This window comes from Armatimonadota bacterium (assembly GCA_029907255.1).
Classification (GTDB): Bacteria; Armatimonadota; UBA5829; order DTJY01; family DTJY01; genus JAIMAU01.
This window is the reverse complement of record JARYMF010000009.1, coordinates 66,215-79,634: the sequence shown is the minus strand read 5'-3', so window position 1 is coordinate 79,634 and position 13,420 is coordinate 66,215. Positions and strand designations below refer to the sequence as shown.

Here is a 13,420-nt window from a genome sequence, read left to right as displayed (position 1 = left end):
TATTAAAAGGCGAGCCGCTTAACGGAGAATTGTCTTGATTGGTACAGTTCTTAAACATCGCTATGAGGTACTTGAGAAGATTGGGGAGGGAAACCTTTTCACAGTTTACAAGTGCCAAGACAAGATTGACAACCGCACAGTTGCTGTGAAGGTTCTGCTTCCCCAGTATGCCGCAAACGGCATGTTTGCCGAACGTATGATAGTTGAAGCGCAAGCGATGATTGGCGTTCGTCACCCGGGCATCGTGGAGGTATTAGACACCGGTTGTCAAGATGGCAACTACTTCATAGTTGTTGAGTACGTCAAGGGAGTAGACCTTCGGGAGCGGCTGCGCAGAAGCACACCCCTTACACTTTTAACAGCTATTGACCTCGGCATGGCACTCTGCGACGCCCTGGATTATGCACACCGCAGAGGCTTCGTACATGGGGACCTCCGTCCGGGAAACATTCTGGTAACTGCTGAGGGCCAGATTAAGATAGCAGATTTTTGGGTCAACGAGGCAGTAGTATCATCGCAGTCAATCCGCACAAACGCTATGATGCGGGCGATTCATTACATGGCACCCGAAGTTGCCGAGGGCAAGCAAGCTAGTACCGCAAGCGATATCTACTCACTCGGCATAATACTTTTTGAAGCACTAACCGGCACGCTTCCGTTTGAGGGCGACACGCCGATTACAGTAGCGCTAAAGCATGCCAAGGAACCAGTGCCTTCCCCACGCACATTAAATCCTGGCATACCGAAGACACTCGAAGCTGTCATTGTCAAGGCGCTTCAGAAACTACCCCATCAGAGATTTCGCTCAGCTAAAGCTATGTTCAACGACTTAAAGGCAATCCGCGACGCGCTCAACCTGACGAAAACGGTAACGTGGACTCCTGTCTCGGAGAAGGAGACTCCCGAGCCTCCAAGCGAAGAGGTGGAGGAGGAGTGGGAGGAAATACCGATTTTGTCTGCTATTCTAAGGACGCTCATCGTTATAGTCGCCTTGATAGGCTTATTTGGTGTCATGGTAATCGGATATGTATGGATGAGCCCTGGAGAAGTTGAGGTACCAAATCTTATTGGTCAGCAAATTGACCGTGCAAGGATAATTGCCGACCAAAAGCACATAACATTAAATATCAAGGGCGAAGAGTATAATGAAAACACAGAAAAATTCCCAAAAGGGACAATATACTTCATGAACCCTGCGCCAGGCCGCCATATTAAAGAGGGCAAGTCCGTCGATGTTTGGGTGAGCAAAGGCTCAAAGTATACAAAAACACCTTCTATAGTCAATCTCACAATGGAAGACGCCCGTGAGAAAATCATAAATGCGGGGCTTACAGTCGGTGAGATTTCACAAGATTACAATGACACCATTCCAGCTGGAAGTGTGATATCCCAATCACCTGCCCCTGGAACACGCCAAGAAAGGGGCCAGCGTGTGAATATGGTCGTAAGCCTTGGCCCAAAATTCGAAGAGGAGATACCAACACCTCCAGAAGAGGAAACTCGCGCGTCCATGGAGCCAAGATCCTTCGATGTAATTATAAAGAAAGTGCCCCCTGGCCGCGATAATCAGACAGTCCAGATTGTCGTAGTTGATGATCTTGGCGAGAAAGTAGCATACACCGGCGTAGCAAAGCCTGGCGATAGAATCCAACAAACCGTCGAGGGAATAGGTGAACGCATAGTAATTCGCGTTTACATAGACGGCAAGCTCGTGCAGGAGGAAACAAAGTGAAAATAAAGATTTCTCCATCCCTCCTATCCGCTGATTTCAGCAATCTCGAACGTGCCGTTCGCCAAGTAACGGAGGGCGGAGCAGATAGCCTGCACCTAGATATCATGGATGGAAGGTTTGTGCCAAATATCACATTTGGACCACTTGTCGTTCGAAGCATCCGCGGCAAAACCGATTTGCCATTCTGTGGCCATTTAATGATTATTGAGCCCGAATCGATTCTGGCCGAGTTCATTGCCGCCGGATGTGATACAATAATCGTGCATGCTGAGGCTTGTGCCCACCTGCATCGGACTTTGCAACAGATACGAGAGCTTGGAGCGGCACCAGGAGTTGCATTAAACCCTTCAACGCCGTTATGCTTAATCGAAAATGTTCTATCCGAAATAGACGAGTTGCTGATAATGACAGTTAACCCCGGCTTTGGAGGTCAGGACTTCATACCTGAAATGCTTCCTAAAATAAAAGCTGCGCGGGCAATGATTGAAAATTCGGGCCGAAAGATAGATATATCAGTGGATGGCGGAATTAATACTAAAACCTGTGAGCTAGTGACTGCAGCGGGCGCAAACGTATTAGTTGCCGGATCCTTTGTATTTAATGGCCCGGAGTGCATCGAGAAGGCTATCTCGGATCTCCGTCGGCACTGTCGCGAGGTTTGATTTTTCCTTTCCCACTGGAAAGGGCAGAGGAAAATATTATGGGTTTGCTTGTCTACGCAATCCTAGCGGGCTCCATCATCATCCTTTTGCTAGCCTATGAGATGTCAAGGTGGCCGGTGCGCGGGAGACTACTGACACGGCGGCAGAAAATTGCTCGGGTAGCAAGCGGAATAGTTGCGCTCGCCATTCTCAGCCTTATGGTGCTAGGTGGCCAAGCCAGTGAAGCCGGCAATTCAATCTCGGCGTTGATGTATTGGATGATCTGTCTAGCGTTGGCATTTGGCTTGGTTGCTTTGGCGCTTCTAGACCTACGCGACATAGGCATTGGCTACGGTGAACAAAGGAAACGCATAATTCACGACTTGACTACTGGAACAGATGAAAATGCTGGCAGCCAAGAATCAAAAAACACCTGAGACTACCTTCATGAGACGAGCAATTCAGCTCGCCAAGCGCGGACACACCAGCCCCAACCCAATGGTCGGGGCTGTCGTTGTCCGTGAAGGCAAAATTGTAGGCGAAGGGTTTCATCCGAAGGCAGGCGAACCGCACGCCGAGGTATTCGCCCTACGACATGCAGGTGATTTGGCAAATGGGGCGGACTTGTATGTATCGCTAGAACCCTGCTGTCACCAAGGGCGCACCCCGCCTTGCACCGATGCAATTATAAAAGCTCGCATTCGAAGGGTTTTCGCCGCTATGGTAGACCCAAACCCTCAGGTCGCAGGTAAGGGCATCGAGGCACTGCGGTCGGCGGGAATCGAAGTCGACGTCGGCCTCCTCGAATCAGAAGCCCATGAGCTCAATCGTGGCTATATCAAACGCGTTACCAAAGAACTGCCATTCGTTCTTTGGAAGTGCGCTATGACGCTGGACGGCAAAATATGCACGCGAACTGGAGATTCACGATGGATCACCTCAACAAAGGCAAGGCGATACGTCCACCGTCTGCGCAGCCAGTCAGACGCGATTCTCGTCGGCATTGGTACAATACGTGCAGACGACCCTGAGCTTACAGTTCGCGAAGTTCGCGCTGCAGTTCAGCCCATACGAGTTGTGGTAGATACCAAAGCATCTATACCTTTAAATGCAAAGGTGTTGCGACCTGACGCGCCAACCATTTTGGCAGTTGGAAGGAGTGCGCCAGAAGCAAACCTGGATTTACTTTGGAATATCCAAGCTAGGATTCTTTCCATTCGAGAGGTAAATGGCAAGGTTGACCTTCGCTATTTGATGGGCGAACTCGCTAAAATGGGCATAAACAATGTCCTTCTTGAAGGGGGCGGCGAGCTTGCGGCATCCATGATTGCCGAACGCCTAGTAGATAAAGGTCTAATCTTCATCGCTCCAAAAATAGTAGGAGGACGCTCGGCAAAAACACCCGTCGAAGGAGAAGGCATCGAGTTGATGGCCCAAGCCCTGAGCGTGTCAAATTTGAAAGTACGCCGTTTTGGCGATGACTTAGCCTTGGAATTCGACTTCTAACTCAAACTTAAGCCATCTATAACTCAAGGTAAAAAATGTTTACAGGTTTGATTGAAGAAAAAGGAAAAATCGTTCAAATCGAGCGTGGACCTGCAGGGCTGAAACTCACAATCAACGCCCCAGAGATCTCGAGGGATGCCGCTATCGGCGACAGTGTAAGCGTGAACGGCGTGTGTCTGACTGCTGTCGGCGTCAATCCGCCCAATATCACATTTGACGTTGTGCGCGAGACCGTAGAAAGAAGCAACCTTGGCAATCTCAAACCCGGCAACTTTGTAAACCTCGAACGTCCACTTAAGGCGGGCGGCCGCCTTGGCGGGCATATAGTATTGGGTCATATTGACGGAAAAGGAACAATTCGGGAGATTCACAAGAGTAGAGATTCAACTTCGATTCGCATACAAGCACCACCGAATATCATGCAGTATATTGTCGAGAAAGGCTCAATAGCGGTGGATGGGATTAGCCTCACCGTTGCCGAGTGTGGCAAAGATTGGTTTGCCGTGGCGATAATACCCCATACGTGGGAAGCCACAACACTCAGCGAGAAGACCATCGGAGACACAATAAACCTCGAAACTGATATAATAGGTAAGTACGTACATAAATTCTTATCAAGGAATACTCCTGCTTCCGATGAGCGCCTTATTAACTTGCTGTCGGAAGGAGGATTCATGGAATAACAAGTAATTAGAAGCCATAACTGATATCGCATTAATTACCGGAAACGCATCATGTTTTGCACTATTGAAGAAGCAATTGAAGAGATTCGTGCAGGAAGAATGCTGATTGTCGTGGATGATGAAGATCGCGAAAACGAAGGCGACTTCATCATGGCGGCAGAAAAGGTTACTCCCGAAGCCATTAATTTTATGGCGAAGTACGGGCGTGGGCTTATATGCGTGGCGACAACCCGAGCACGAATCGAAGAGCTCGGCCTATCGATGATGGTTGAGAAAAACACCGCCTTACTTGGAACACCTTTTACAGTGAGCGTGGACGCAATTCACGGCACAACGACCGGCATTTCTGCATACGACAGGGCGCACACTATAAAGGTCTTTATTGACCCTGCCACGAAGCCATCGGATTTGGCCAAGCCAGGACATGTATTTCCACTTGTAGCACGCGAAGGCGGGGTGCTAAAACGAGCTGGCCATACAGAAGCCGCCGTAGATTTGGCTCGGCTCGCTGGACTGAATCCAAGCGGCGTGCTTTGCGAGATACTAAGTGAAGACGGAACCATGGCACGGCTTCCGGAGCTCCAAGAAATTGCAAAGAGGTTTGGTCTAAAAATTGCCACAGTTGCCGACCTCATCAGATACCGCAGACGAACCGAGAAGCTTATCAAACGTGTTGCGCTCACCCGCCTCCCCACTCCTTATGGTGAATTCCAACTCCACGCATATGAGACCGAGATTGAAGACAATCCATACATCGCTCTAACAATGGGCGATGTGTCAACCGGAGAGCCAGTACTTGTGCGCATACACTCAAGCTGTCTCACGGGCGATGTATTCCACTCCCTGAGATGTGACTGCGGTCAGCAAATGGAGCTAGCCTTATCCAAAATTGCAGAGGAAGGAAGAGGCGTCTTTGTCTACATCCAGCAGGAGGGACGAGGCATCGGCCTCTTGAACAAAATGAAGGCATATCAGCTCCAGGATGAAGGATATGACACCGTCGAAGCAAACGAGCGGCTTGGCTATCCTGCCGATCTCAGAGATTACGGCATCGGAGCCCAAGTGCTTATTGATCTCGGAGTAAGGAAAATAAGATACATGACCAACAATCCAGCAAAATTAGCTGGATTGGCAGGATATGACCTTGAGATAGTAGAGCGTGTCCCCCTCGTAGCAACGCCGAATAGCAATAGCTTGCGTTATCTTCAAACCAAGCGTGAAAAGATGGGACATCTAATTGACACCGAGGATCTAATAGGGGAGCAAAAAAGCGGCGTGGGCCAATAAACCTATCAGGTCCAACTTTTCAAAAGGAGGATTTTCATGGCTAAGGTATATGAAGGCAAACTGCTTGCCAACGGACTGAGGTTTGGCATAGTGGTCAGTAGATTCAATGAGTTTATTACTAAAAAACTTCTCGAAGGCGCACTAGATGCGCTTGCCAGACATGGTGCAGTTCAGGATAATATTGGGATAGCATGGGTGCCAGGCACATTTGAGATACCAATAGTCGCCAAAAAAATGGCTTCCTCGGGGAAATTCGATGCCGTTATATGTCTGGGCGCCCTAATTCGAGGCGCAACTCCACACTTCGACTACCTAGCGGCAGAGGTAACGAAGGGAATAGCGCAGACGGCGCTTAGCACTGGCATCCCAACAGTTTATGGCATTATCACAGCCGACACCATCGAACAAGCAATCGAACGCGCCGGTACGAAGCAGGGCAATAAAGGCTTCGATGCAGCCGAAACAGCCATAGAGATGGCAAATGTGATGAAAGAGTTAGAAAAAAAGTAAAGGCATTTTGCAAAGTAGAAAATTTAGCCAATAATAAATAGCCAATTAAAAAGGTAAAGCAATGAAAAAAGTCGCTTCTTATGTTTTCGTTTTTGTTTTAGGCTTTGCCGCGTGCGCTTGGATTCTAAAAGAATGGGGTTACACCCGCCCTGAAAATGCTGGGCTAGTGATTTCGCAAGGCACAAGAACAAAACAAGTTGTGCAAAAGGGACTCAACCCTATTGCAGATGCCGCCGCTAAGGTAGCACCAGCCGTCGTCAATATAGACACTGTAAGCGAAATCCGAATGTCATCACCAATCGAAGAGTTCTTTGGTTTCCCAGCGCCCAAATCTCAAGTAAGAGGCCAAGGCTCGGGGGTAATTATACGAAAAGATGGTTACATTTTAACAAATAACCATGTTGTAGAAGGAGCAAACAAAATTGTAGTGCGCCTTGCCGATGGGCGCCGTTTCAAAGGCAGAATAATAGGCAGAGACCCGCGATCGGATTTAGCAGTAATCAAAATTGACGCCAACAACCTGCCTGTAGCAGTGCTTGGAGATTCCGACAACCTCAGAGTAGGAGACTGGGCGATAGCAATTGGCAATCCGTTAGGCTTCAGCAACACCGTTACTGTGGGCGTAATAAGTGCAACCAAGCGCACTGACTTTCCATTGCCAAACGGCAGTGTTCTTGAGGAAGTCATTCAGACAGATGCAGCAATCAACCAAGGAAACAGCGGCGGCGCACTGGCAAATATAAACGGCGAAGTGATAGGAATTAACACGGCGATTCTATCGGAGACTGGCGGAAACATAGGCCTAGGGTTTGCAATTCCTATCAACAACGCTAAAACGATAGTAGCTCAACTCATCGAAAAGGGCGAAGTTGTACGTCCGTGGGTTGGAGTTGCTCTGCAAGACCTCGGGGGTGACCTAGCAGCCTGGTACGAACAGAGGGGCTTCAAAGGCAACCATGGAGTTATAATTGCTCAAGTTGTACCTGATAGCCCAGCCGCAAAGGCTGGAATAATGCAATACGACATAATTACCGATGTTGACGGAAAGAAGTTGCGAAGCGCATCAGAGTTCGTTAAAATTGTTGCCAAGCACAAAATTGGCGACATTATTAGAGTGACCATTTGGCGAGACGGCGTTACAAGAGTAGTTGCAATAAGGCTCGCAAAGATGCCGGCCGGAGTTCAATAGCCCACGGCATCATTCATTCCAAGCATAGAATGAATTCGCTAAAAAGGCCATCCGTCGAATATGGCTGATGGCCTACTCATTAAAAGCAATATAAGGGGAAATTTAAAAGTTTCTTCAATAAACTAGAACCTGCCAATAAAACTTAGCACTTTACTGCAAAGCGGTTAAAAACCCTAATTTTAAACCTAACTAATCCTCCTCAATGCTTATTGCGCCTGTCGGACAGGCTTCAGCGGCCTCGCGAACTTTTTCTTCAAGCTCGGGGCCTGGATTTTCATTGATAACATGTGCAAGGTTATCATCGCCCATCTCAAAAACTTCTGGACAAATATCCGCACAAATTGCATCTCCTATGCAAAGGCTTTCATCAATCTCGGGTCTCATTTGAATCCTCCTTTCTTTTCTTTTTACTTTTCCCATTTATGTATTTAAATACACAGAGGATTATTCTCCCCTTACGGTGAAATACTCCTTGTTCATGAGCAAAATAAACACATTTTATATGAGGTTTTTTTGCTTTACCATCCCAGCCCTAATGGATGGTATGATAGCTCTGGTTCAGGTCGCCCTTCCTCTGCTAGCAATCCAGTTTGGCGCAAGTCCTCATTTTCTAGGGCTTCTCGGTTGGACAGCTCAAAGCGTGCGCCTGCCAGTATGTCTTGCATCCGGTGCACTATCTGAAAAAATCGGCCGTACCACCGTAATTTTCCCCTCCGCTGTTCTAGCATGCATTGCATGTCTTGGCCTCTCTTTTTCACAAAACAATGCCGAAATTCTAATAATTTACATCCTCTTTATGGCATCAATAGGTGCGTTTTATCCCTCCCTCCAAGCTTTCATTGGCGACAGGAGCCCAATTGGAGAACTCAGGAAAAATCTTTCTGCGTTCAATGCCGGGTGGACGATAGGTGGCGCAACATGTGGTTTGGTAGCTGGATACACTTTCGCCAAAAGCCGCGGACTCCCCTTTGAAATTGGAGCGCTTTTCGTTGCCTTAGTAATCATCCTAGTGTATGCTTGGCATAAAACCTACACCTATATGCAACATTCTGATTCAAAAGGATTATCCCCGTCAGCGGGACCTAGCCCAGGTCCACTGCTAGCCATCGCAAGAATGGGACACTTCCTAGGTTTTTTTGCATATGCGGCTGCCCGACAGCTTTTCCCAAAGCTTGCAGTTGAGTTAGGGATGAAACCTGGAGAAATTGGACTCCTTGTTGGCATGCTGTTAGTTGGCCAGGCACTCGGAATCGCCGTCGCAGGCGCCGGACCATGGTGGCGAGGCAAACTATGGCCTTTGTTGCTCGCACAAGGGATGGTGTTAGTCTCGGGGCTGGTAGTATTCTATACCTCAATAGCCGCTTTTTTCGCAAGCGCCTTCCTAATCCAGGGGGTTGGGCTCGGAATAGCTTATACAGCGGCGCTTTATTATGGGTTGCAAGCAAGGATAAATATGGGCAGGAATACAGGAATCCACGAGTCACTAGTAGCTGGAGGTAACATTCTCGGCAGTTTGGTCGGTGGAGAAACAGCCGAGATGATTTCATTACGAGCGCCTTATATGGCAACGGCAATATTTGCAGCACTGCTCATGCTTTCAGGCTTAGTTTATTGGCATTCAAATCGGCAGAGGTAGTGCTCTAATCTTTACGAACACCCCTTGGGAAGAAACCTATATCACTCGCCTCCTAATCATAACTTGCGCTTTGATGTCTTAACAACCAAGACAATGAGCAACACACAAACAATGAACCAAGGGATGTTTACTGCAATTATCCCACCGCTTATTCCTTTTAGTAAGTTTGAAGCCTGTGTATATGCTAGAAGAGCACCTCCTACTAAAAATTGTGCAAGACCCTGAAGCCAAAGCTCCCTATCGCGCTTCTTATTGGCTTCGAAAGAAATCAGCAAGCCAAGGACTGTGAAGATAACTGCAAAAGCAATTCCGGCTGGACGCATTGATATCTGGGTAAATATTGCAAGCAAAACCGCTCCGACAATCCCAACTAACAATGCAACCCCAACTAAGTAATATTTGTTTTTGGTCAACCCACAAGCCGCCACGCCGGCAGATATGGCAATAAGAAGCACAAACAACGCAATCGGCAATGTTTGGCACTCCATAATGTTGGCCCCTTGGAAAGTTATTGGCGATAAACTCAATTTACCACCTCTTCTACTTTTGCATCATAAGTTCCTTCATTTAAGGGCAAGATACCTAAGAACACCATCTGACAATCAAAATACCGCTATTCGACTTAAGATGAAAAAACTTTTAAACCCCTACGACAATAACGCACCAAAGGGCAAAGCGAAGCAGGTTTACCTCGTACTATCATCGAATACCTCAATTGCACTATAAATCCTGGGAGGAGCGTTCAAATGGCATGGCATCGCAGTCAATTTGGTCAGCGATTAGCCATAAGCCTGTTTCTTGCGTTGACTATACTCGCCGCTTATTGGCCGACGCTCAGGCACGAATTTGTTTTTGATGACCGACCTTACGTATCTGAGAACAAAAATGTTCAAGAGGGGCTAACTCCCAAGGCAGTTGCATGGGCATTCACTTCTGTGCGGGCCGCGAATTGGCACCCTATCACTTGGCTATCCCATGCATTTGACTGCCAACTTTTTGGCTTGAAACCGGCAGGCCACCACGCAACCAACATAGTCCTTCATGCATTAAATTCAATCTTGCTCTTCTTTATATTTGCACAAGTAACAGGGTTTACGTGGAGGAGCGCCTTTGTCGCAGGTTTATTTGCGCTTCATCCCCTTCACGTGGAATCGGTAGCATGGGTGGCGGAACGAAAAGATCTACTCAGTACATTCTTTCTACTGCTAACAATTTGGGCGTATTTTCGATACTCTAAATCCCCAGGAATCAAAACATATATACCTGTAGTGCTTTTCTTTGTGCTAGGCCTAATGTCAAAGCCTATGCTTGTAACCCTGCCTTTCGTACTACTCCTACTTGATTACTGGCCAATAGGACGCTTAGCACTTTCTAAACGTTCACCATCCATTAAGCCATCAATAATTTCAAAGCTGGTGGTCGAAAAAATACCGCTTTTTATCCTATCGTTTGCCTCAAGCATAATCACATATCGCGTCCAACAGGCAGCAGGCGCAATGGGACGAGAAGGAGAGCTAATGCCGATTGGCATCCGCCTCGCAAATGCATTTGTCTCCTACGTAGCTTATATTCTTAAGATGATTTGGCCAAGGGCGCTATCAGTGCTATACCCACATCCTGTTCGAAACCTCCCTGAATGGCAAACAATCGCCGCGGCATTCATCCTCGTCGCAATTACTTTGCTAGCTGTCAACGCATACCATAAACGGCCTTACATCACAGTAGGTTGGCTCTGGTACGTGGGAACTCTCGTTCCAGTAATTGGAATTGTCCAAGTTGGAGCACAGGCGATGGCAGATAGGTATACCTATATACCACTGATTGGTCTTTTCGTGATAATTGCATGGGGAATCCCTGAGCTCATCGGAAATACAGCCACAAAAGAAAGAATGGGTGAAAAAAGGAACGGAGAATATCGCCCATTTGCTTTCTTTATTCGCTCAGCTCTCCCACCCGTGGCCATCTTCTCTCTCTTCGCTTTAACTTTATGCACCCGCACTCAAGTCGGCTACTGGAAAAATGCCCTTACGCTTTTCAGCCATGCAATCCACGTTACTAGGGGCAACTACCTAGCACACAATAATTATGGAGCAGCACTCGAAGATGCCGGGCGTGCGGATGAGGCCGCAGCGCACTATCAAATTGCTATTAGAATCAGGCCTACATATGTGGATGCATTGAACAACATGGGGAATGCTTTCCGACGGCAGAAAAAGTGGGCAGAAGCTGAGCATATGTACCGAAGGGTATTAGAACTCGAACCATCGAATGCGAAGGCCCGTATCAGCCTGGGGGCTGTTCTCAAAGAGGAAGGAAAAGTTGATGAAGCAATCGCCGAGTACAGGAAGCTTGGCCAAGCAGCGCCTGATTCGGCAGCAATGCACAATGACCTTGGGACTGCACTCAGCGCCAAGGGCAAGATAGCAGAAGCAATTCAAGAATGGAAAAAAGCCATCCAGATTGATTCGCAGTGCGTTGAGGCGCACCACAATCTAGGGATTGCATTGACTGACCAAGGCAAAATCGAGGAAGCCATTGAACACTACCGCCGCGCCATTGAGATTGCGCCAAATCATGTAAACGCTAATCTAAACCTCGGGGCGCTGCTTGCCGAGCAAGGAAGGCATAAAGCAGCTATACCTTATTTCTTGAAAGTCGTAAAAATCGAACCTCAGAATGCCGAGGCCCACCACAACCTTGCCGTATCGCTTTTCCTTACAGGAAAGTATCGCCAAGCTTGGAACCACATCCATCTCTGCCAAAAATATGGCCTCAAGCCTGACCCGCGCCTCGTGCGCGACCTCTCAGCAAAAATGCCGGAACCGCGGTGATAGAACCCAAAAACAATAAGCCTTGCTTAGCAGTTCAACGCTTCCGATTTATTATATACGCCATGGCTTGCGGCCTGGCCTGCTTAGAAACAGATTTGCCTCGTCGTCGTTGACGAACTCCTCTTTCTTTGGGTCCCAATCCAACTTCCGCCCACCAAGACGGAGAGAGATATTTGCAAGATGGCAGACAGTCACTGACCTATGGCCAATTTCTGCATCGCAGATTGGTTGCCTCTTCCCATCGCGAATACATTCTATAAAGTTGCCCATATGGTCGTTGGATTCATAAAGCCTAACGGCGTTTGCAGGTAGCGGATCCTCGAGAAGACGAGGATCGCTAGCTTCAATCTTGCCACGGCTCACAAATATCCAGCCTTCATCACCCTGGAAGTGTACGCCGTTCTCTCCTTGGTTGGTACATCGAAGTCTAATGCCACCAGGATAGATGAACGTAACATCAAACGCGGGGAACGTGTTGTAACAATTCGGGCATGGGTTGGGCGCTTCGGCGCTTCCATAGACTTGGATAGGTCCTGAGCGCTCTGTTCCGAGTCCCCATTGGGCGATGTCATTATGATGCGCACCCCAGTCTGTAAGCATCCCCCCAGAATACTCCATCCACCATCTGAAAGTCCCATGCGTTCGTTCGGGAACATAATCGGTTTTGAATGCGGGACCAAGCCACATATCCCAATCGAGATCCTCCGGTACAGGCTTCACCTCGAATGGTCCGCCCCTTGGACCAGTTGGTAAATGCGTTTCTACCCACTTGATTCTACCGATGCGGCCATTTCTCACCAATTCACAGGCAAGTCGAAATTTCGCATCCGAACGCTGTTGGCTTCCCGTCTGGAATATGCGCTTTGTTTCACGCCAGACTTTAACAAGCTTTTTCCCCTCATCTATCGTAAGCGTGAGCGGCTTCTCGCAGTACACATGCTTACCAGCTTTCATCGCCGCGATGCACATGTATGCATGCCAATGATCAGGCGTCCCAATAATTACCGCATCTATATCTTTGCGAGCAAGGACTTCCCGAAAATCACGATAACCTTTGCAATCAGGGCCAAACTCTTCACATGCCTCTTTTAGATGCTGAGCATCCACATCGCATGCAGCAACAATCTTGCACCCATTGCGATTGGCAGCTGCGCGGGCATTATGCAACCCCATTCTATATCCACCCTTGCTACCACCGGTGCCAATTACTCCAAATTGTATAGTATCATTTTTGGCTATCCTACGGGTCTCGGCAGCAAGAGCTTCTTTATTGGAAGCCTCAACTTCCTTAGCAAACCATGCAGGGATTCCAGCAACAGCCAGCCCCGTGACCGACTTTGCCAGAAACTCACGTCTTGAAAGACCTTCTTTGTAAACCAAATTAGAAACCTCCAAAACGAAGACT

The 13,420-nt window shown here is 48.1% G+C and carries 13 protein-coding genes; 10 read left to right on the top strand and 3 right to left on the bottom strand.

Annotation, left to right across the window (positions count from 1 at the left end; genetic code table 11):
* Window positions 1-34 precede the first annotated feature (34 nt).
* The 8 genes from QHH26_09735 to QHH26_09700 all read left to right on the top strand — a co-directional run bounded on the left by QHH26_09735 (window position 35) and on the right by QHH26_09700 (window position 7,548).
* A complete protein-coding gene (locus QHH26_09735) occupies window positions 35-1,732 on the top strand; it encodes a protein kinase (protein MDH7482235.1) in 1,698 nt (565 codons plus the stop codon).
* Between the two features lie 2 nt (window positions 1,733-1,734).
* A complete protein-coding gene (gene rpe / locus QHH26_09730) occupies window positions 1,735-2,394 on the top strand; it encodes a ribulose-phosphate 3-epimerase (GenBank protein ID MDH7482234.1) in 660 nt (219 codons plus the stop codon).
* A gap of 38 nt (window positions 2,395-2,432) precedes the next feature.
* Window positions 2,433-2,810 carry a hypothetical protein gene (locus QHH26_09725; GenBank protein ID MDH7482233.1) on the top strand — a complete coding sequence of 126 codons (378 nt, stop codon included), beginning with the start codon at window positions 2,433-2,435 and terminating at the stop codon, window positions 2,808-2,810.
* A gap of 10 nt (window positions 2,811-2,820) precedes the next feature.
* A complete protein-coding gene (ribD, locus tag QHH26_09720; GenBank protein ID MDH7482232.1) occupies window positions 2,821-3,879 on the top strand; it encodes a bifunctional diaminohydroxyphosphoribosylaminopyrimidine deaminase/5-amino-6-(5-phosphoribosylamino)uracil reductase RibD in 1,059 nt (352 codons plus the stop codon).
* A gap of 35 nt (window positions 3,880-3,914) precedes the next feature.
* Window positions 3,915-4,562, top strand: coding sequence for a riboflavin synthase (locus QHH26_09715; protein ID MDH7482231.1), 648 nt, complete (start codon window positions 3,915-3,917; stop codon window positions 4,560-4,562).
* 51 nt (window positions 4,563-4,613) lie between these two features.
* Window positions 4,614-5,849 carry a bifunctional 3,4-dihydroxy-2-butanone-4-phosphate synthase/GTP cyclohydrolase II gene (locus tag QHH26_09710; GenBank protein MDH7482230.1) on the top strand — a complete coding sequence of 412 codons (1,236 nt, stop codon included), beginning with the start codon at window positions 4,614-4,616 and terminating at the stop codon, window positions 5,847-5,849.
* Window positions 5,850-5,885: 36 nt separating this feature from the next.
* The gene (ribE, locus tag QHH26_09705; GenBank protein MDH7482229.1) at window positions 5,886-6,359 is read left to right on the top strand and encodes a 6,7-dimethyl-8-ribityllumazine synthase; all 474 of its coding nucleotides are present in this window, start codon (window positions 5,886-5,888) and stop codon (window positions 6,357-6,359) included.
* 61 nt (window positions 6,360-6,420) lie between these two features.
* Window positions 6,421-7,548, top strand: coding sequence for a trypsin-like peptidase domain-containing protein (locus QHH26_09700; protein ID MDH7482228.1), 1,128 nt, complete (start codon window positions 6,421-6,423; stop codon window positions 7,546-7,548).
* 189 nt (window positions 7,549-7,737) lie between these two features.
* Here QHH26_09700 and QHH26_09695 read toward each other — a convergent pair whose 3' ends face one another.
* Window positions 7,738-7,932, bottom strand: a complete 195-nt coding sequence (locus QHH26_09695; protein ID MDH7482227.1) for a ferredoxin — start codon at window positions 7,930-7,932, stop codon at window positions 7,738-7,740.
* Between the two features lie 160 nt (window positions 7,933-8,092).
* Here QHH26_09695 and QHH26_09690 point away from each other — a divergent pair, with 160 nt between their 5' ends.
* Window positions 8,093-9,184 carry an MFS transporter gene (locus QHH26_09690; GenBank protein ID MDH7482226.1) on the top strand — a complete coding sequence of 364 codons (1,092 nt, stop codon included), beginning with the start codon at window positions 8,093-8,095 and terminating at the stop codon, window positions 9,182-9,184.
* 56 nt (window positions 9,185-9,240) lie between these two features.
* Here the strand turns inward: QHH26_09690 and QHH26_09685 are convergent, their stop codons facing one another.
* Window positions 9,241-9,672, bottom strand: a complete 432-nt coding sequence (locus tag QHH26_09685) for a hypothetical protein (GenBank protein MDH7482225.1) — start codon at window positions 9,670-9,672, stop codon at window positions 9,241-9,243.
* Between the two features lie 258 nt (window positions 9,673-9,930).
* Here QHH26_09685 and QHH26_09680 point away from each other — a divergent pair, with 258 nt between their 5' ends.
* Window positions 9,931-12,015 carry a tetratricopeptide repeat protein gene (locus QHH26_09680; protein MDH7482224.1) on the top strand — a complete coding sequence of 695 codons (2,085 nt, stop codon included), beginning with the start codon at window positions 9,931-9,933 and terminating at the stop codon, window positions 12,013-12,015.
* A 51-nt stretch (window positions 12,016-12,066) separates the two neighbouring features.
* Here QHH26_09680 and QHH26_09675 read toward each other — a convergent pair whose 3' ends face one another.
* Entirely contained in the window at window positions 12,067-13,395 is a 1,329-nt protein-coding gene (locus QHH26_09675; GenBank protein MDH7482223.1) for a Gfo/Idh/MocA family oxidoreductase, read from the bottom strand.
* Window positions 13,396-13,420: the final 25 nt, after the last annotated feature.

Excerpts from the sequence above, each read along its gene's own strand:
- QHH26_09725 (MDH7482233.1), top strand. The coding sequence starts at position 2,433 with ATGGGTTTGCTTGTCTACGCAATCCTAGCGGGCTCCATCATCATCCTT.
- ribD (MDH7482232.1), top strand. The coding sequence starts at position 2,821 with ATGAGACGAGCAATTCAGCTCGCCAAGCGCGGACACACCAGCCCCAAC.
- QHH26_09715 (MDH7482231.1), top strand. The coding sequence starts at position 3,915 with ATGTTTACAGGTTTGATTGAAGAAAAAGGAAAAATCGTTCAAATCGAG.
- QHH26_09710 (MDH7482230.1), top strand. The coding sequence starts at position 4,614 with ATGTTTTGCACTATTGAAGAAGCAATTGAAGAGATTCGTGCAGGAAGA.
- ribE (MDH7482229.1), top strand. The coding sequence starts at position 5,886 with ATGGCTAAGGTATATGAAGGCAAACTGCTTGCCAACGGACTGAGGTTT.
- QHH26_09700 (MDH7482228.1), top strand. The coding sequence starts at position 6,421 with ATGAAAAAAGTCGCTTCTTATGTTTTCGTTTTTGTTTTAGGCTTTGCC.
- QHH26_09695 (MDH7482227.1), bottom strand. The coding sequence starts at position 7,932 with ATGAGACCCGAGATTGATGAAAGCCTTTGCATAGGAGATGCAATTTGT.
- QHH26_09690 (MDH7482226.1), top strand. The coding sequence starts at position 8,093 with ATGATAGCTCTGGTTCAGGTCGCCCTTCCTCTGCTAGCAATCCAGTTT.
- QHH26_09685 (MDH7482225.1), bottom strand. The coding sequence starts at position 9,672 with ATGGAGTGCCAAACATTGCCGATTGCGTTGTTTGTGCTTCTTATTGCC.
- QHH26_09680 (MDH7482224.1), top strand. The coding sequence starts at position 9,931 with ATGGCATGGCATCGCAGTCAATTTGGTCAGCGATTAGCCATAAGCCTG.